Consider the following 19,897-nt stretch of genomic DNA (forward strand, 5'->3'; position numbering starts at 1 on the left):
CCCGGATAGGCACAGCTCCTTTATTCATATGCGGCAAAGCCCGAGCTACTGCATTCGCAGACGGGCCTTGCCCTTGACAACGCATCGCTTCATGCTCAACGGTGAGTTTCTTGCTTAGCGGGCGGTCTTTATGCCCAAAGTGACGATTTCATAAGGTTTGACCGTCATGGAATAGCTTCCGTCTGTGCTGAAGGCTTGAACATCGCCCTCATCCTCCAGAATCGTACTCTTATAGACGCCTTCGCAAGCCAGTTCGGATTGCAGCCCGAGCTCTGCTTGCGTACCGGCCATGTTGAACCAGCGCAGCATCAGGTCGCCCGTCCGTTCGCTGATCTTCATCGAAGAGAAGGCCAGCTCCCGGTCGCTGCGGCTCCAGCCGAGCGGCGCGTACGTCGTCGGAATCGATCCTTCATGAATGCCGGTCTGTGCGGCCGTCCAAGGCACCTGGAACTGGTATGCTTCGGCGTAGGCGCCGGAGCCGATGCCATCGCCCTGATGCGGGATGACCTCCATGCGAACGGTGAATTCGCCGATGCACTGGGCTTCCGGCGTAGGGAAGTAGCCCCAGTCGCCAAGCTCGCCTACGGAACGAAGCAGCGTCACCGCAATCGTGTTGCGCCCGTCGCGCAGCACCTCGTATTCATTCAAGCCCTGATTCGCCACGGTAAGTCCGGCCTCCGAAGTGCTTACATCGACAAATGCCTGCTGGTGGGCCGTATTGCTCGGATTGGTCCACTCCTCTGCCGGCACATTGCTGCGCTCGGCAACCTCGAACATCGAGTCGACCAAATGGGTCTTCGTCTCTAGATCGGTCGGGAACAAGGCGCGCACGCGATGATCCTTCGCCCGGTTATCGAGGGTGGCCTCAATTTCAACCCCGCGGCCGCTCTTGTTCAGAGCAACGACGGTACGAATCTTCACCGGAACCGTCTCGGTGACCCGCTGTGCCTTGCGCTGCGGGTAGTATACAAGCTCGATCTGCTCCGCTTCCAATCTGCTGTCCGCCGATGCCGGGACTTCCCAGTCATGCACAATCTCGATGGCAGCCCGGTACGGCGTATCCTCTACCACCCGGATCTGCGCAGGTAGACCTTTCGTCGTAAGCGCTGCTTCGCCGTTCGGCTGTTTGTACATGTATTCGTTGCCGATGTCCCCGGTATCCTCATAAACGCCGAGGTCGCGGTACACCTGTCCGCCCTTTTTATCGGTCAAGGTAAAGGATCCGTCTGCAGCAATTTCAACCTTCAGCCATGCGTTCTCCAATACGTTCTCTCCGCTGATCAGCGAAGCTCCCTCCGGAGCGGCTGCACCGCTCTTGACCCAAGCGTACGTAGCGAAGCCGACAGCTGGCACTTCACTTGCCTCGAAGGTCAATCTGACCCTGCGCGCCATGTACGGCTGACGGAACCGGTCGTCCGGCAAATCGTAGCCGAACTGCACGCCGAGATCCTCCACCGTGCAAGGCAATGCCTCGCCCTTGTCATTAACGAGTACGCGGCCCGACAGGTCCAGTTCCTTCATCCGGCGGCTCGTTTCTTCCAGCGTAAAGCCTTCGCGGAAATAGAGGCGCCCCGCGTCAAGCTCGATCGTAACCGTTCCGCTGCGGCTCCAGCCGGTCGTATTCCATACGACCAGCGGCAGTGCATCCTCGCCATACTGCGTGAAAGCCGATGTATCCACCGAATCCGCAATCACGCGCACGCTGTCCGCTACGATCGATTCCGCCACGTGACGGCTCTTCTCAAAGCGCGTCACCATTTCGCGGTGAACCTCGTCCACGCTGCAGCCGCAGATGCTGTCATGCGGATGATTCTGCATCAGCGTCTTCCAGGCATACGTGAACAGGTGGTGCGGGTACTCCAGGCCGAGCAGGCTTGCATGGGATGCAAGCGGCTCCGCAACCTTCTCAAGCAAAGTCTGCCCTCGCTGGTTCATCTGCTTCAGGTAGACGCGCGCCGAGGCAGTGTTGACCAGGGTGCCCCAGCCGTCCGTCCGCTGGCTGCGCAGCTCGCCCTTCACGGAGGACAAATCCTCAGGCAGCTTGTCCCGCAATGCCTTCAAATAATCGTCGAAGTTCGAATGGATGAACTCCGTGTCCGGATACAGCTTTCTTGCCGTGCGGATCGCTTCCGCAAGATCGCGCTGGATCGGCTGATGGTCGCACCCGTTCATGTATAGCAGCTCCGGCGTCGATGCATATTTCTCGGCATCTGCCAGCTTGCGGTCCCAGAATTTGCGGGCTTCCTCTTCATCCACGGGAACCTCGTTTCCGTTGCTGTACCAGTTCGCGAACAGAATGCCCAGCACCTTGGAGCCGTCCGGGCTCTCCCACATTAATTCGGAGAACGACGACTCATAGCCGCCGTCGGAGACGGTGTTATTGAAGCCCGTCGGCTTCACGCCGCGTCCGAAAAAGGCATTGTCGATCCCGGATTGACGCATCAGCTGCGGGATTTGTCCCGTCAGCCCGAACGTATCCGGGAAGTAACCGATTTTCGCCACGGAGCCGTAGCGTGCCGCATCCTGGTGCCCGATCTGCATGTTCCGCACGTTGGCTTCGCTGCTTGTCAGGAACGCATCCTGCAGAATATACCACGGGCCGATGATGATGCGGCCGTCCGCGATCAGCTTCAGCAGCTGCTCCTTCTTCTCGGGTCTAACCTGCAGATAGTCCTCGATGATGATGGTCTGGCCGTCAAGGAAGAAGCTGCGGTACTCGGAATCCTTCTCCATCGTCTCCAGCAGGCTGTCCATCAGCTGAATCAGCCGGACGTGATGCTTCTCATACGGCAGATACCACTCTCGATCCCAGTGCGTATGTGAAATGATATGTGCTTTTCTCGATTGTTCCATCTCTCGCGTCCCCCTTGTTACCGCTAGGATACGGTAATTTCAACTTCACGTTCCCGATAGACTGCCAGCAGCGCGCCGGCTGCATCGACCGCGAACAATACCGAACGATCCGCCTCAAGCGTAAACGAATAGCTGCGTCCCGTCGCCGGATCCATCACTTCAACCGGAGCGTCCCACGACTGCTCCGACCCGAATACGAAGAGCGCACCTTTATCAAACGATAGCTTCCGGCCATAAACGCCGGACCACTCGCCGCCCTGCTTCCATACCAGTCCCGTATCCGGACCGGACAGCTCCAGCGCATATCGGTACAGCGCAACGAGCGTATCGGTTCGGTCATTCAGTTCTACCGGCAGCGGACACCAGAGGAGTTGTCCCTGTCCGAGCTTCACTTCCTGCACCGGATATCCGGCAGCCGAACCTGAAGCGCTGCCCGCAATGCCTGCGGCCGGCACTTCCTTCGCCAGCTCGGCAATCTTTCGGTGGCCGTAGGATACGGCCATCAGCCGATCGCCGATGCGGACGCTTTCCTCGCGGCGGACGTTAGCCAGCTCACGTACACCGAGCTCGTCGGCTAGACGGTTCACGGGATGCCAATATGCGTCCAGCCCGATCGGACCGGTTACCAGAAGCGTTGCACCCGTACTTTTAACGATGTCGATCAGCTCGTCGAAAGCCTGGTCCTCCACATTATGGGCGCTTGGCAGAATGATCAGCTTCACCGGCTGATCCCGCAGGGAGCTAAGATCGTATTCGCCGACGGCGCGGAACGGCGCGTTCAGCTCATAAGCCAGTGCCCGCGTCGCCTTGGTCGTTGCCTCGAAGGCCAGCTTGCGGTTCGAGAAATCGTTCGAGTACGGGAATACCACGGCGGTCTCCTCCAGCTTCCGGCCGGTAAACAGATCCCGGATTCCGGCCATGAACGCTCCGAAGTCATAGGAGACGTCCGCCTCCGGCTTCTCCGTGCCGTCAGCGCGCAGCGCCCCGATATGGGATTCATTCGCATTATCCATATAGAAGTTCGTATTCCAGATCCAGTGGATCGCCCCCGCACCTCCCGTGGAGAATGCGTATGCGTATTTACGCTCAAGCAGGTTCCGCAGCTCGGCTTCGCTCCGCTTCGCCCGGCCGTCAGGGGTTTCCACATACATAATGCCCGTTTCCTGAATCAGATTGGGCTTATCCGGCGTTTTGGCAAAAATGCCGTCCCAAATCAAATAATCGTTCAGCCACCAGGAATGCACCGTGGTGTAATCCACCGCTTCCGCATAGAAGAACGGGGACGGCCGCTGCGCGCCGAGGGCCTCGTCCTGCCCCACGGTCACCATATGGTTCGGGCATACATCCTTGATCGTCAAATACAGCTCCTTGGCCCAGCGATTGTGCATCTCCATGGAGAACAGCACATAATCGAGCCAGCGCGTGCCCTTCTTGCCTTGGTGCATATCCTGCACATCGAAGTTGATCTCCTCGGGCTCCGGCACAGCCGCCGCTTCGAATGAAGGAAGCTGCTCAGGCGTCATATTCCAACGCTCCTGAAGCCGATTGATCGAGCCGTGACGCGCCTTCAACCATTCGGCAAAGGCCTGCCGCTCATAGGAATCCCGCGCGGAACGCGGCCCATCCGAGAAGATGCGCGGAGGATCGAACATGGACGGCTCGTTGATCAAGTCCCAATCCACGTTCTTCGTATTCTTGTGTCTTGACACAATCGAGCGGATAAACCGTTTCTGCGCTTCAACGCTGCGCGGATCCAAATAAGGATTCTTGCCTTCCCATGTCTCCGGCGTAAAGGAGAAGAAGGTGAAGGTCACCTGCAAATCATGCTTTTTCGCCGTCATCAAAAATGCGTCGATCGAGCGCAGCACCTCTTCGGATGCATGTCCGTCGACCTGCATCACGTTCCGGTAGGCCGTCCAGATGCCCGTGCGAATCCAGTTAATGCCGGCCTTGCTCATCTGCGCCATATCCCGGTCCCAGACGTCGGTATTCGGTAGGAACAGGAATTTCCGCGCCACATCGGAGGTCATGTAGGTCATGCCCACCACAGGCAGCGGACGTCCGTCCTTGATAAAATAATCCCGGTTGCAGCTGACCGGCGTTCCTGCCTGAAGCAGCTCCGCATCCGCTCCCCAGAAGCCCTGTTTCAGCCTGCGAACCTCACCGTCCGGACCTTGGGCTTCACATACGACGCGATAAGCGCCCGGCTTGATATCAAGCGGAACCGAAATCCGCTCCACATGGAACTGACCGTTAACGCCTGCTTGATGATCCCGGGTCCAGCGCAATGCTTCATCCTGCTCATGGGTCACCGTAATGCGGAATGTCCAATCCTGCGGCTCGGCGATAGGCAGAGCGCGTCCCAGTCTCTGCGTCTGCAGTGTAAGGACGGCGCGCTCGCCGGCTTCATACGAAGCGTAGTTCGGTTTGATCCACAGCTCCGTCACGCCGGCAGCCGTGAATGCAGCCCACCGACGTACCTCCTCTCCCCCGCCCTCTTCCCAGAAGCGAGGGGAGAGGGGCTGGTTCACCAGAAGCCAGCGGCCGCCGGCGTACGGGCCGCCTACATGCTCCCACAGCACCGCAGGAGCGGCGACATCGCGGCCCTCGGCCGTCATTCCCTTAAGCAGCGCATAAATGCGGGTGTCCATCGGGCCTGCCGAACCCATTTGATGCGGAAGGTCGCTGCTCTTGGTTACGTGCGGAACCAGGTTCCATGTATCCGCTACCTGCAGCAGCTCCCGGCTGTTCTCCATCAAGGGAATCTCGTCGCTGGCTTCCAAACGGTCCACGCGCCCGCAATCGACCGGCAGCGCTTCATGGATATGCAGCTGCTGATGATAGGCCGTCTGCTCATGCTCGATTATCCAGCGGCCGTCCTCGAAACGTACCGGGCGCTTGAAAGGCGCGCCCCCGATGCTTACGAGACCGTCTCCGTTCCGAAGGAAATCCAGGATGGAGCGCCATGCGGATTTCGGAAAATACGGAGCGTGCAGGTTGACCAGGCTTGCCCCCGGTCCCGCTGCAGACAACGCTTCCGCAAGCTCATCGGCACGGCACACGAGGCCGAACGATTCCAGAACTGCGGCAGAAGCCGGCAGCCCGGCGGCTTCCGCCGCCGGAAATGCCGGATCATACAATACGATCAGACGCCCGCTCATAGAATCCCCGCCTTCATCGCCTGATAGACCAACTGCGAGAAGAGGCTGTTGGACCAGGCGAACCATGATCTGGTGAATTCGGACGGATTATCGGCATGGAAGCCTTCGTGCATGAAGCCCGTATCGGCATCCGTCGCTTCAAGAAGCGCGATCATCTCCAGCTTCTCTTCGGCGGTCTGTGCCGTCAGCCCCTGCATCGATAATGCCATATGCCAGATGTAGCCCGGCGGCGTATGCGGACTGCCGATGCCTTTGGCCGCGGTGCCCTCGTAATAGAACGGGTTTTCTTTGCTAAGCGCGAACCGGCGGGTGTTCTGATAGATCGGATCATCCGCCGTAACGTATCCAAGATACGGAATCGACATCAAGCCCGGCGTTCCCGCATCGTCCATGAGGCAGTAATTGCCGAATCCGTCGGTTTCGTAGGCGTAGATCGGCCCAAACTCCGGATGACGGTAAATCCCGTACAGCTGAATACCGTGGTCAACGTCGGCTTCAAGGCGCTTCAGCTCGTCCAGGAGCGCCATATCCCGGAACACCCACTCGGCGAACTCCTGCATTTGGCGCAGGGCAACGACCGCGAACATATTGCCCGGAATATTGTAGTGGAAATCGCATGCGTCATCGCTGGAGCGGAAGCCGGACCAGATCATGCCCGTATAATTGACCGGCATGCCGAGGCCATCATTGCGAAGAGAATCCGTCGGGATGCCGTTGTTGCGGGTAAACCGGTACGGCGACTTTTCGAAATGGCGCTGCTCGGTTTTGAACAGCTCCACGATTTTCAGCATTGCGGATTTAAAGTTCGCGTCGAACACGTCCGTAAGTCCCGTTTCTTTCCAATACAGATAGGCCAGGCGGACGGAGAAGCAAAGCGAGTCGATCTCGAATTTCCGTTCCCACACCCATGGCGACATGTCGGTTACGTCCGTCGTGTTCCAATGCCAGTCGTTGGCCGACTCATTAAAAGCATTCGCGTAAGGATCGATATGAATATATTGAAAATGACGTTTGATCAACCCGCTCAATATACGCTGGAGCTGCGGATCTTCCTTCGCAAACGGGATATAGTGGACGACCTGCTCCACCGAATCGCGCAGCCACATCGCAGGGATATCGCCAGTGATGACGAAGGTCGTGCCGTCGTCCATCAGCTTCGTGGTCGTCTCCAGCGTGTTCGGAAAGCAGTTCTTGAAGAGACGCAGCAGCTTCGGACGGTGCGCCAGCTTCTCCTCGGCTTCCTCTAGCACGGCCTGGATTGATGCCGGCAGCTCGAGTGCAGGCATCGGGATTTTGGGGAGTCTGAATTGTTCCATGTTGTTCTGGCTCCTTCTTGTTCAGTAATGTGTCGTTCCTAGTTCATAGTTCTAAATTTGATCGTTCGGATCTCGTACGGCTTAAATTCAAGCTTCAAGCTGCCGGCTTCGCAAACGATCGGTTCAAGCTCCTCTTCAAGCGCATTGGAAAGGTACGCCGCTTCATAAGCGTGAGGCCATTCAAGCCTCACTTCCTCCCGGCCTCCGGCTGATTCGTAGAGACGCAGAATATAACCGCTGCCGTCCTCTGCCGGCTTAACCGTATCCAGCACGACATGCACGCTTTCCAGCTCGATCCATGAATGAACCGGCGCAAGGGTGCCTTTCTTCGGACTCGTCTTCAAGCAAGGGAGCTCGTGATTCAGTTCGGCAGCCTTGCGTACAACTCCTGCTTGTCTCCAGTCTCCTTCATGCGGATAGAGCGAATAAGTGAATACATGCTCGCCCAGATCGGCCGTCTGATCCGGCCATTTCGGTGCTCTTAGGAGCGACAGCCGAATGGTGCTGTCCTGGATGTCATAGCCGTACTTGCAGTCATTGATCAAGCTGACGCCGTATCCATGCTCGGATACGTCCGCAAACCGGTGGCCGCACACCTCATATTGAGCCTGTTCCCAGCTCGTATTCCGGTGGGTCGGGCGTTCGATCGTGCCGAACGGGATTTCATAGGTCGCCTTGTCGGCCACGACGTCGATCGGAAAGCCGACCTTCAGCAGCTTGTGCGATTCGTTCCAGCTGACATGCGTCTGAAAATCGATTCGCTTGTCATGGTGATACAGGATCATGTCCTGCGTGATGACAGATTCATGGATGCGCCAGCTAAAGCGCAGCACGTCCTGAACGTCACCTTGATGTGCCAGCTGCTTTCCGATCAGTTCGGCGTCGCCGGCCGGCTGATCTTCATAGCGGGTATCGATATCCCACGCATCCCACAGCGTCGGACGGTCATGGAAGAAATGGAAGCGGTTCGCCGACTCGCCCGGCTTCACGATTTCACGCTGCGCTTCCTTGTCCCACAGACTCGTAATTTCGCCGCGGTGATTGAACCGGATCCGGTAATATTTCGTCTCCCAAACGTCGCCAAGCTGAATCTGCGCTATTGCAAGCGCCGAACCCGCATCTCCACCATCCGGTCCATCGTTCGGCTTGTCGTTCCGATCATCGTTCCGTCCATTGATCAAGTCATCATTCGAGCCTTCGCCGGATCCGCTAGCGCCGGTAGCCTTGAGCCAAATCGTTGTGTATCCAAAGCCCGGAATGGCGGGAACGTAAACATGCATGCTCTTCGGTTCTGCATCCGACTCCCCGGGGATCATATCGTACAGAAGCGGCGTTCCGTCCGCATCATGCGGCGCAAATCCGGCAAGCCCCTGATCCTCCGTCAAGGATATGACGGCATTCCGGGTCCATCCGAGTCCGTTAAATACAACGTAAGGGATTCCTTCCCCTTCGGTATTGATCTGTTCCGCTACCGCCTTCACAGCTGTATGAAGGCTTGTCTGTCCGAGCTTGAATACCTCTTTGTATTCCTTCTCCGACGTGACATATGATTCCGTTATCGCCGACCCCGGAATAATATCGTGGAACTGGTTAAGCAGAATCAGCTTCCAGCCTTCATGCAGCGCGCGGATCATGCCCTTGCGCTCGCCTGAATTCAGTGCAGGGAATGCCATGGTGCCCCACAGCTCCGCCTCCCGGTACAGGATTTCGGCTTTGCGGTTATGCCGCTTGTTGCGGGCATGCGTCGTGTACGTACCGCGATGGAGCTCAAGATACAGATCTCCCCGCCATTTCGGGAGCTTCGGCTGCCGCTCTTCGATACCATTGAAAAATTCCGCTGCCGTGCTGTACTTGCTGGCAGGCTGCCCGACCATCAGGTCGGCTCGCTGAATGTTCTCCAGCATCTCGCGGGTTACGCCGCCTCCGCCGTCGCCATGCCCGTAGAGCAGCATCTGCTCGGGATGAACGGCCTTCTGCCGGTAGGACTGCCAATGATCGTGCACGTCCTTCGGCAGCGTGTTCTCGTTCACGCCGTGATTCAGATAGGACAGCATCGGCGTTCCGTCAATGCCGACCCAGTGGAACAGGTCATACGGGAAAACGTTCGTATCATTCCAGCCGAGCTTCGTTGTCATGAAGTAACGGATGCCGCCATGCTTCAAAATCTGAGGCAAGGAGGCGCAGTAACCGAACGTGTCCGGGAGCCATTCGATATGCGAGCGTCTGCCGAACTCCTCCTGGTAAAAGAGCTGGCCGTACAGCATCTGCCGCATCAGCGACTCCCCGCTCGGAATGTTGAGATCGGGCTCGACCCACATTCCGCCGACAAGCTCCCAGCGTCCTTCCTTAATTCTGGCCTTCACCCGCTCGTACAGCTCGGGATCATGATCCTTCAGGAACTGATAGAGCAGCGGCTGGCTCTGGGCGTAACGATACTCCGGATATTCGTTCATAAGCGCATCGACCGTCGAGAAGGTCCGGCTCGTCTTACGCACCGTTTCGCGGACCGGCCACAGCCAGGCTATGTCGATGTGCGACTGTCCGACCATATGCTCGGTGCCCTCACTGTTCCCTCCGATGAGCTTGACCCTCCGGACAAGCTCCTGCTCCAGCTCGGTTACCGCGGCACCTTCCCGGATTGAGCCTTCATCCATGCTGACGAAGGCGTCCATGGACGCATGCAGCGCTTCCATAAGCCGGATGCGCCGCATATCGGACTCCGGCAGCAGCCTGAGCGAATCTCTCACGATGGTAACGGTGTACATCAAGCTTTGGACCGGCCGGTTCACCTTCACGAGCTGGCTTGAAACGCGCGTAATCGGCGGCTGAATAACCGCCTGCTGATTCAGCGGGTCAACCGGCTCCGGAATCGGATCGTACAGCTCGATTTCGAGCTCCATCCGGGTGCCCGTCCGCTGGGGATCAAGGGTGACAAAGGTATGGTTGCGATCCAGGCCTTGATAAGACGCTCCATTTACGCGCAGCAGGCCCTCACCGCCGGACTCGAATATAAGCCCTACCGTTCCCGCTTCCTCCAGCCACTCCTTCGGCAGCTCCAGTCTGCGGCGGAAGAAATACGTCGTTCCCTGCTTGCTCGGAAACCGATCGAAGTCCTCACCTTCCGTGTAAGGCGCCGAATTCTCGTACACCCCCGGCACCACGTAGGTGGACCGGGTGATGCTCCATTCTCTCAACGAAACGGATTCCAGCCATTGCCGCTCCGACAATTCGCGAATAAACCGTCTGATTCTTTCCATGGGCATCAGTCCTCCTGCACGGTCAAATCCGCGCTGAGCGTGTCGTTCACATGCTTTCCGACCATGACCCGGAACAAGCCGGGCTCAACGACGGGTTGATAGTTTTGCCCGATATACTGAAGCTGCTCGGGGCCGACAGTGAATTCGATTCGCTGTTTCTCACCGGGTTCAAGGTATATTTTACGGAAGCCCTTGAGCTCCTTGGCCGGTCTTGTAAATCGGCTTGCCGCATCATTAATGTATAGCTGCACGACTTCGGCTCCGGCTACGCTGCCGCTGTTCTCCACATTCACCGTGACGACCGCGGTTTCGCCCGTTCTAATCGTTTGCGGGGTCACCTGAAGATCGGAATACCGGAACTCCGTATAGCTGAGTCCGTAACCGAACGGGTATTGCGGCTGTGAATCCTCCTCAAGGTATCGCTTGCCGCGGGACCGCTTGCCGTTATAGTACACGGGAAGCTGCCCGACATGCTTCGGAATCGAAATCGTGAGCTTTCCGGACGGATTCACGTCCCCGAACAGAATGTCCGCGACCGCGTGGCCGCCTTCCTGTCCCGGATACCAAGCCTCCAGAATGGCATCTGCATGCCGGTCGATCCACGGCTCGGCAATCGGCCGCCCGTTGATGTAAACGACAACCAGACGCTTCCCAAGCTTGTGGATCTCCCGGGCCAGCTCCAGCTGGACGCCGGACAGCTGGAGCGTCATCCGGTCGATGCCTTCCCCGCAGTCCATATCGCTCCAGTCATTGCCGGTAACCTTGGAGGCACCTGTCCGCAGATCGATGGTGCCTTCGCCGAAATCGCGGGCGCTTGAGCCCCCGAGCACCAATACAACCGTATCGGCCTGCCCGGCGCAGGAAAGCGCCAGCTCGAAGCCTTCGCGGGAATCCCCGTTGATCCGGCAGCCGGGCGCATACAGCACGCGCCCTTTGTCCCCTCCAAGCTTCGCGCGGATGCCCTCCAGCACCGTTACGACGCGGGACGGAGGCTGAGGCGAGGTGTAATCCCCGAGCTGATTATAGCCCTGGTCGGCATTCGGTCCGATGACGGCAATAACGCCGTCTTCTTTGGAGAGCGGCAGCGTGCTGCCTTCATTCTTAAGCAGCACGATTCCTTCGGCCGCGAGCTGTCTGGCCATCTCCCGGTGACGGGAGCAGCCGATCACCTGCTCCGCCCGCGCCGGGTCAGCATAAGGATTTTCGAACAAGCCAAGCTTGAACTTCAGCGTCAATACCCGTCGCACAGCCTCATCCAGCACCGAAACGTCCAGCCGCTTCTCTTGGACCGCACGCTCAAGATACATGCCGAACATCTCGCCGGACATCTCCATATCGATGCCGGCCGATATCGCCGAAACGGCCGCGTCCATGCCATCCTCGGCCGTATCATGTCCCGCAGCCAGCATATTGATCGCGCCGCAGTCCGTAATGACCATGCCGTCGAAGCCCCACTCCTTGCGGAGCACGCCATCCAGCAGCTCCTCGTTCACGGTGCAAGGAACGCCGTCAATTTCGTTATAAGCCGGCATGATGGAGGCAGCGCCAGCTTCAACGGCCTTCTTGAACGGATACATGTCCACTTCCATCAGCTCGCGCGTTCCCATATGGACAGGGCCGGCATTTCTGCCGCCTTCCGAGCTTCCGTAGCCGACGAAATGTTTCAGGGTGGCTGCCACGCTGGCCTCTCCGTCAAGAGATTCGCCCTGCAGCCCTTCAACCGATGCGGCAGCGAATTCCCCGATCAGATACGGATCTTCGCCGAAGCACTCCTCCGTACGTCCCCATCTCGGATCACGCACGACGTCAAGCACCGGCGAGTACGTCACCGCCCCACCCTGGCTGCGCGTTTCAAGCGCTACGGCGCGGCACATCTCGCGATACAGCTCGGTGTTCCACGTGCTGCCGAGCGACAGCGGAACAGGGAATACCGTCGCCCCGATCGCCATATGCCCATGCGAGCATTCCTCCCCGATCAGGATCGGAATGCCGAGCCGGGAATGCTCGACCGCATAGCGCTGGATTTCGTTCACAGCCTCTGCTCCTTCACGCGGGGACAGGCCCGTATCCAGCGTGACGCCGGTCCATGGGTCGGCACGCAGCGTGCCGTATAAGGAACCGACGCCCCCTTCCTTCACCTGCTCCTTGAACGACTCGGCCAGCGTGATCTTGCCATCCTTCGACTCATACGTTTTCCAGCCGAAGGGCTGGACCAGCTGACCGACCTTTTCCTTCACCGTCATAAGGCTTAGTAGATGCTCTACCCGCTGGGCAATAGGCTTGCTGGGATCTTTATAACTCATCTTATCTCCTCCGCTCGCGTCCAGTAGTTTACTCTTTCACCGCGCCGATCGTCAGACCTTGAATGAAGTAACGCTGGAAGAAAGGATAGGCGAGAATGATCGGGCCCGTGGCCAGTACGACCATCGCCATCCGCGACGTATCCTGCGGCATGCTCTGAAGTGCAGCCATGCTCAGCGATGAATTTTGGGAATTTTGCAAAATGAACTGCATGCTGGTTTCGATCCGCATCAGCATCGATTGCAGCGGAACCAGATTCGGGTCATCGATATACAGAAGCGCATTGAACCAGTCGTTCCAATAGCCCAGTGTGCTGAACAGGCCGATGGTGGCCAAGCCCGGCAAGGACAACGGCAGCACCAGTTTATAGAATATTTTAAACTCGCTTGCACCGTCAATTTTTCCGGATTCAATGATGGCGTCCGGAACGCTCGTGCTGTAGAACGTACGGAGAATCATAATATAGAAGGCGTTCAGCGCCAGCGGCAGAATCAGCGCCCAGATCGTGTCCTTCAGGTTCAGCAGCTGGGTCGCCACGATATAGGTCGGCACCAGGCCGCCGTTAAACAGCATCGTGAAAAATGCGAAGAACGAGAAGAAATTACGGTATCTGAAGCTCTTGCGGGAAATGGCATAGGCATAGAGCGAAATAATGAACAAGCTGATCAGCGTGCCCACAACGGTTACGAAGATCGTTACGCCGTAGGAACGGAGCAGCGTATCCCCTGTTTGGAATACGTACTTGTAGGCTTCCAGGCTCCATTTTTCCGGCCAAATCTGATAACCGTTCCGCGCCAGCGACGCCTCGTCCGTGAACGAAATGATCATGACGAACAGGAACGGGAACACGCACAGGAACGAGAAGATGCCGGCGATCAAGTTGAACACAACGTTCCATCCGGTGGACAGGTGGTGGAAATCCTTCATCTTGCTTCTTGCTTTAAACACATTACATACCTCCTTCTTTGAAAGCTGCGAGTCTTAGAACAATGCGTTATCCCGGTCATATTTCCGTACGATATAGTTGGATACGAGGACGAGGATGAATCCGACAACCGATTGGTACAGGCCTGCAGCCGTACTCATTCCGATCTCTCCGGTCGTCTTCAGACCGCGGTATACATACGTATCGATTACGTTCGTTACCGAATACAAGGTTCCGGAATCTCTCGGCACCTGGTAGAACAGACCGAAGTCGGCGTAGAATATTTTGCCGATCGCAAGAAGCGTCAGAATGGTCATCAGCGGCTTCAGCATCGGGATCGTGATCGCCTTGATCTGCTGCCACTTGTTCGCGCCGTCAATCATGGCTGCTTCGTACAGAGACTTGTCAATCCCCATGATCGCAGCGAGATACACGACGCTGTTATATCCTACCGATTTCCACAAGCTGATCAGCGTCAGGAAGATCGGCCAATACTTGGCCTCGGAGTACCATTGCACCGGTTCCATGCCGAACCAGCCGAGAATTTGGTTGAGCATCCCTTTGTCCATGCTCAGGAAGCTGAACGCAAAGTATCCTACGATAACCCAGGACAGGAAGTATGGCAGGAACATGCCGGTCTGGTACACCTTCGCCAGACGCTTGTTGACGATTTCGGACAACACGATGGCCAGCGCCACCGAGAAGAGCAGCCCAAGAATGATAAAGACAAAGTTATACAGCACCGTGTTCCGTGTAATAATGTACGCATCGTTTGTGCTGAACAAAAATTTAAAGTTCTGGAATCCGACCCATTCGCTGTTTACGATACTGGCCCAAAAGCCGTCCCGGCTGAAGCGGTATTCCTTAAACGCAATAATCGTCCCGAACATGGGCAAATATGAGAATAAGAGGAACCACAGCGTCCCCGGCAAAACCATGAACAGCATGGCTTTGTTTGTCATAAGATTTTTGAAAAACTGTCCGATTGCTCTCACGCTTACCCCTCCTCGTGAAGTATGAAATGACAAAAGAAGGGCGGTCATATTCCGCCGCCCCGTCCAGTGTTTCGGCCCTTAAGGCCGGCCTGCCGCCCATCAAGGGGCGAACAGCAGGCCGGAAGGCCGAGGGAATTCTATTACTTGTTGTTTGCTTTCCATGCATCGATTTGGCTTTGCGCCTCGGCGATGATTTTATCCAGACCCGCAGCTTTCAGCTTCTCGTTCGCTTTAGGCAGGTACTCTTCAGGGTTAACCGTGCCTGTCATCAGCGGCGCCCAGAACTCTTCTTTTACGTTGTTGACCGCAGCGAGCTCTGTGGACACTTTGGTTGGGTCGAAGTTGAAACCAAGCAGCGGTGCAGGCTTACCGGACTCGTTGAACTTCTTGAACTCTTCCCATTTGTTCTCAGGATCTTCAGGGTTCAGGTACGTCAGCATGACGTTACCGAGGGAGAAGGTCGGCATGTCGTAGTTTTTCGACTCTGGCAGGTTCTCCATTACGTTCTCGCTAAGCTTCTTGTAGTGAACGCCTTCAATACCGGAATCCACCAGGTTGCGAAGATATACGTCGGTGTTGAGCAGGTTCAGGAACTCCATCGCTTTCTCAGGATGCTCGGAGTTGGCCGAGATCGCCTGCATGGAGCCCATAACGGACCAGTTGAAGATCGTGGCATCGCCGGCAGGCGTCGATACGACCGGATAGCCGTAGCTTTGGCTCCACAGGTTGTCCGCGAACGGCTGTGTAGCGGCACGGTCGGCGAACCAGTTGCCCGATGTCATCAGATCCTGCGTAGAAGTCGTTGTTGCTGCTTCAGGGGAGATGTATCCCGCTTTGTAGTACTTGTTCATCAATTTGAGCGTTTCCAACGTTTCCGGCATTTCAAGGAAGTTTACAACCTTCAGCTCTTCCTTGTCATCCAGGTAAACGGCCATCGGCATTTTCTCGATGATGTAGTCGAATGGAAGCAGTGGTCCGAAGTCTTTGCTGATCGCCAGCGGAACGACGTTCGGCTCGTTCTCCTTGATCGTTTTGAGCAGCGGCTCAAGGCTTTCCATCGATCTTACGTTGGAGATATCGAGATTGTATTTATCAAGCAGCGTTTTGTTGAAGCGCCATGCCTCTTGTGCTGGAAGCTCTTTGTTGGCAGGGATCGCGTAGTTGTGGCCATCGACCTTGGAGCCTTCCAGGAACGCAGGGTCAATCGTTTCTTTGATGCCTTTTCCATGGGTTTCCAGAAGCTCGTCGAGCTCAAGGAATGCGCCTTTACGCGCGTTTTGCACGTAATCGAATGCCCAGGAGCTTGTGAACAGGATGTCCATCGGTTCGCCGGATGCTGCCATAACCTGCATCTTCTGGTTGTAGTCACCGAAATCGATCATTTTCATGTCGATCGTAACGCCGATTTTTTCAGCTGTATATTTGTTGATCTCAGCTTCAACCTTGTCGACGTCCTTCTGCGGCGTTCCGATCGTGTACCAGATCAGCTCAACCGGCTTTTCGGCCGTTCCTTCAGTGCTGCCAGCGCTTCCTTCTTTCTTGCCTCCGCATGCCGACAACAGCATTGAAGCGGATAACAAAAGCGTCAGCGGCAAGAGCCATTTTTTCTTCGATTTACTCATGTGAATCCTCCCTTTTGAATCTCAGTATCTCTACACCATTAAGATTATCTGATGAAAGCAGTTTCATATAGGCGAAAAATTAAAGGATTACTGGTGAAAATAAAGAAAAAGCTCTGATTCGATCAATCAGAGCATTCCTCTAAAATCTCTTGGCGATACGCCAACGAATTTTTTGAATTGTTTATAGAAGTAACCGGTTTCCCAATAGCCCACCTGCTTCGCAATATCCTGGACTTTCATCGGGGTTGTCCGCAGCAGCTCCTTCGCTCTGTCGATCCGGTACCGGTTAATATACTCGGTAAAGCTGTCACCCGTCTCCTTATGGAATAGGTGGCCCAAATAAACGGGATGAATGTGGTACTGGGCACCGAGCACCTTGAGGGACAGATCCTCATTGTACCGCAGCTGGATATGATGAAGAATCTGCTGGATGACCGGACTCTTCACATCATTCGTAAGCGAATCGACGAGACCGCCGACTCCGCCCTTGACGGCCGCGATCAGATCATCGATCGAGATGGACTCCATAATTTCATGGACCGTATTCTTCACAAAATCGGGTGCAGCGGTATATTGAATATCGTTCAGCTCCAGCTTGAGCCGAATGACCATCTCGACAGCAATGCTCTTCAAAATTGCCGGATTCATTCCCTGCGTGTGACGGAGCCCTTCAAAATCCGTGTCGATCAGACGGAACAGCGTATCCTTATCCCTTGCCGCGATGCCCTTGGCATACTCCGGCCACTGCACGTTATAAGATTCGGAGGCCTCTCCTTTCTTCAGCTGAACATCCACGTAGTCCACATAAGCCGGCTGCTCCAGCAGCAAATAGTATTCCTGCGCCTCCTTGGCATGGAGATAGCTGTCCGGGTAATTTGCGCCGAGGCTTTGCACGCTCCCGAGCGAGATGCAGATTTCCTCGTCGTAGCATTGCTCCCGCACCTGCTGAAGCAGCCGGACCGCCCTTGCCTTTTCCGTATCCGGGTCTCTCATCATGAAGATCAAGACATGGTCCCCGTCATTGTCGCGGAAGTACATCACGCCCTGTTCCCGTTCCATCAAATCGCGAAGCATCGTCTCCAGCGGAGGGAAATCCGCCCTTAGGATGGATACCATCAGGTAAGGCATATTCAGGTTCAAACCGAGCAGGGTTGCCCGCTCGTTTAGCTCCTCCGGCTCGATGCGATCCGTAATCCAGCGATACAATATATTGCTTCGCAGGATGTTCATATCATATTCGTCAAGCCGCATCTCCCTGCGGGCGTTGTTCATCTTGTCGATCGTGCTGGCAATCGTCTCCTCCAGCTCCTTCAGATTGATCGGCTTCAGCAAGTAGTTTTCGATGCCGAGCCGCATCCCTTCCTTCAAGTAAGCGAAATCGTCAAAGCCGCTTAGGATGATGACTTTCAGATTGCGATTGAGCTTTCTGGCCTCCTCGATGAGCTGAAGTCCGGTCATGACGGGCATGGATATGTCCGTGATCAGGATGTCGACCGGGATAATCATCATTTTGTCCAGCGCTTGGCGCCCGTTCTCCGCATGCCCTACAATCTCAATTCCATACTTCGACCAATCCACGACATCATATAATCCTTCAATAATAAACGGCTCATCATCGACGATAAAAACTTTATACAACTCGGTTCAGCTCCTCTTCTGTAACCGGAATACGGATCGTTACGACCGTACCTTCGTCCGGCTCGCTTTGGATGTCCACTTCGTAGGCTTGTCCATACGTCAGCTTCAAACGATCGTTCACGCTCCGCAGACCGAATGACTCCCCGCTCGATTCGGCCAGCGCAAGCCGGGATCTGATCTCCTCGAGCTGCTCCGGCTCTATTCCTTTACCGTTATCCCGAATCTCGATCCAAATCTCCTGATCCTTCAGCTCCGCGGATATTGAGAGGACATTGTCGTCCCGCTCGCTCCGGAGGCCGTGGACAATATAATTTTCGATCAGCGGCTGCAGCGACATTTTGATCATCGGCACATCCTTGATCTGCTCGTCACAGTACATTTTATAAATGTATTTGTCCTTGTACCGTATGCGGAACAGCTCCAGATAGAGCCGGCATGCCTCCAATTCATCCTTGAGCGTGTATCTGGTTTTATGCTGAACGATATTCTTGAACAGCATAGATAGGCTGTAGATCATGTCCCCGACATCCTGAGCCCCTTGCGACAAGGCCCTCATCCGGATCACTTCAAGCGTATTGTATAGAAAATGCGGATTGATTCTCGCCTGCAGCGCCGACAGCTCGGCGTTCTTCTGGTTGATCTCGGCTTTATAGACCTGGTCGATATACCTCGTCAGCTTGTCTAGCATTTCGTTGAAGCTGCTGGAAATCTGTCCGAGCTGATCCTCCTTCGCATCCTGGATCCGGGCCACAAAATCGCCCTTCTCGACCTTGCGCATGAACCGGATGATGTTATTGGTGCGCTTCGAGTAGTTGACGATCATGAGCGACGGAATGGACACGGCAACCACAATGCACAGCAGCGCCGTCGCAATGATCGTGTTCCGCAGTCCTTCGAAGGCACCGGCAATTTCGCGTTTGGGCGTAATGCCGACGACCGTGTATCCCGCTTGACTGTGCACGGCTGTGGTCACATACGATTCCTCTTCCAGCGCAGCGGTATCTTTCACTTTCCCCAATTGGTCCGTGTAAGGATATTTCTGTCCGTAATATTTTCCCGAAGAGTCGAACATGACCTGGCCGTCCCCCGACAGGATCATGACATAGCCCTTCATCTCGGTTTCATTGCTTCGCAGGACCTTATCCAGCGCCTCTGTCCGATACAGCACAAGCAGCTGGCCCAGATTCTTGTACGTCGTCATGTCATTGATCGGACTGCGAATGGATATCAAAGGCACGCTGGCATCTCCGGTCAGCTTCCGCAGCCACAGATTCGGCAGCGTGACGCTCTGGGTCTCCATCGCCATCACATCAGGAATATAGGATCGCGTAGCGTTGGCTTGATATAGCCGGGTCATGCTACCCTGCTTGTAGACGTATACATACTGCTCCTCGGCACTGTACAGCATGATGTTCTGGATATCCGGATCATCGTCGAGCCTCTGCTTGAAGTATGCCAGCACGCTGTCCGTATTGGACTGGGTGCTGTCGACGATCCGGTCCATCCGCTTCGCCATATACTCGTTAAACGAACTCATGAGGAAATAGGAAGCGTCCAGACCGAGCGAGCTGTTCCGGTACAGCTCATTAACATAGGACTGCACGTTCTCGTACTTTTGATCGACATACCGCTCGACCCGCTCCACAGCTCCACGCTGAACGTCCAGCTCGCTGCGGACAGCAGACTGAAACAAGAAATAGTACATTAAATAAGATAAGGCCACGATCGTAATGACCGCAATCACGGCGATCAGCAGCAATATTTTGGTGAACATATTGTTTTTAATATATTTCCGGTACAATCCTGCAGGAGACATGAGGTGATCCCCT

General features: G+C 55.8%; 10 protein-coding genes. All 10 read right to left on the minus strand.

Going from position 1 to position 19,897, the window contains the following annotated elements:
- Positions 1-114 precede the first annotated feature (114 nt).
- Entirely contained in the window at positions 115-2,853 is a 2,739-nt protein-coding gene (locus tag J2Z18_RS25085) for an alpha-mannosidase (RefSeq protein ID WP_210095539.1), read from the minus strand.
- Between the two features lie 23 nt (positions 2,854-2,876).
- On the minus strand, positions 2,877-6,014 hold the full coding sequence (locus J2Z18_RS25090; RefSeq protein ID WP_210095540.1) for an alpha-amylase family protein: 3,138 nt from the start codon (positions 6,012-6,014) through the stop codon (positions 2,877-2,879).
- Complete coding sequence (locus J2Z18_RS25095; RefSeq protein ID WP_007129522.1) at positions 6,011-7,330, minus strand: glycoside hydrolase family 125 protein; 1,320 nt, start codon at positions 7,328-7,330, stop codon at positions 6,011-6,013. The genes J2Z18_RS25090 and J2Z18_RS25095 overlap by 4 nt, the downstream gene beginning before the upstream one ends.
- A 38-nt stretch (positions 7,331-7,368) precedes the next feature.
- Entirely contained in the window at positions 7,369-10,587 is a 3,219-nt protein-coding gene (locus tag J2Z18_RS25100) for an alpha-mannosidase (RefSeq protein WP_210095541.1), read from the minus strand.
- 5 nt (positions 10,588-10,592) lie between these two features.
- Positions 10,593-12,890 (minus strand): glycoside hydrolase family 3 N-terminal domain-containing protein, encoded by a 2,298-nt coding sequence (locus J2Z18_RS25105; protein ID WP_007129520.1) that lies wholly within the window; start codon positions 12,888-12,890, stop codon positions 10,593-10,595.
- Positions 12,891-12,918: 28 nt separating this feature from the next.
- Positions 12,919-13,815: a carbohydrate ABC transporter permease gene (locus J2Z18_RS25110; RefSeq protein ID WP_034273797.1), complete on the minus strand. Its 897-nt coding sequence runs from the start codon at positions 13,813-13,815 to the stop codon at positions 12,919-12,921.
- Positions 13,816-13,869: 54 nt separating this feature from the next.
- The gene (locus tag J2Z18_RS25115; RefSeq protein WP_167324103.1) at positions 13,870-14,799 is read right to left on the minus strand and encodes an ABC transporter permease; all 930 of its coding nucleotides are present in this window, start codon (positions 14,797-14,799) and stop codon (positions 13,870-13,872) included.
- 149 nt (positions 14,800-14,948) lie between these two features.
- Complete coding sequence (locus J2Z18_RS25120) at positions 14,949-16,430, minus strand: ABC transporter substrate-binding protein (protein WP_007129517.1); 1,482 nt, start codon at positions 16,428-16,430, stop codon at positions 14,949-14,951.
- Positions 16,431-16,556: 126 nt separating this feature from the next.
- On the minus strand, positions 16,557-18,068 hold the full coding sequence (locus J2Z18_RS25125) for a response regulator transcription factor (RefSeq protein ID WP_007129516.1): 1,512 nt from the start codon (positions 18,066-18,068) through the stop codon (positions 16,557-16,559).
- Positions 18,061-19,884 (minus strand): cache domain-containing sensor histidine kinase, encoded by a 1,824-nt coding sequence (locus tag J2Z18_RS25130; RefSeq protein ID WP_210095542.1) that lies wholly within the window; start codon positions 19,882-19,884, stop codon positions 18,061-18,063. Before J2Z18_RS25130 ends, J2Z18_RS25125 begins: the two co-directional genes overlap by 8 nt.
- Between the last annotated feature and the right edge of the window lie 13 nt (positions 19,885-19,897).

Source organism: Paenibacillus lactis, from assembly GCF_017873605.1.
In the GTDB taxonomy this organism is placed as follows: Bacteria; Bacillota; Bacilli; order Paenibacillales; family Paenibacillaceae; genus Paenibacillus_AQ; species Paenibacillus_AQ lactis.

Bases quoted from the DNA above. Each gene is read 5' to 3' on its own strand.
- J2Z18_RS25085 (WP_210095539.1), bottom strand. From the start codon at position 2,853: ATGGAACAATCGAGAAAAGCACATATCATTTCACATACGCACTGGGAT.
- J2Z18_RS25090 (WP_210095540.1), bottom strand. From the start codon at position 6,014: ATGAGCGGGCGTCTGATCGTATTGTATGATCCGGCATTTCCGGCGGCG.
- J2Z18_RS25095 (WP_007129522.1), bottom strand. From the start codon at position 7,330: ATGGAACAATTCAGACTCCCCAAAATCCCGATGCCTGCACTCGAGCTG.
- J2Z18_RS25100 (WP_210095541.1), bottom strand. From the start codon at position 10,587: ATGGAAAGAATCAGACGGTTTATTCGCGAATTGTCGGAGCGGCAATGG.
- J2Z18_RS25105 (WP_007129520.1), bottom strand. From the start codon at position 12,890: ATGAGTTATAAAGATCCCAGCAAGCCTATTGCCCAGCGGGTAGAGCAT.
- J2Z18_RS25110 (WP_034273797.1), bottom strand. From the start codon at position 13,815: ATGAAGGATTTCCACCACCTGTCCACCGGATGGAACGTTGTGTTCAAC.
- J2Z18_RS25120 (WP_007129517.1), bottom strand. From the start codon at position 16,430: ATGAGTAAATCGAAGAAAAAATGGCTCTTGCCGCTGACGCTTTTGTTA.
- J2Z18_RS25130 (WP_210095542.1), bottom strand. From the start codon at position 19,884: ATGTCTCCTGCAGGATTGTACCGGAAATATATTAAAAACAATATGTTC.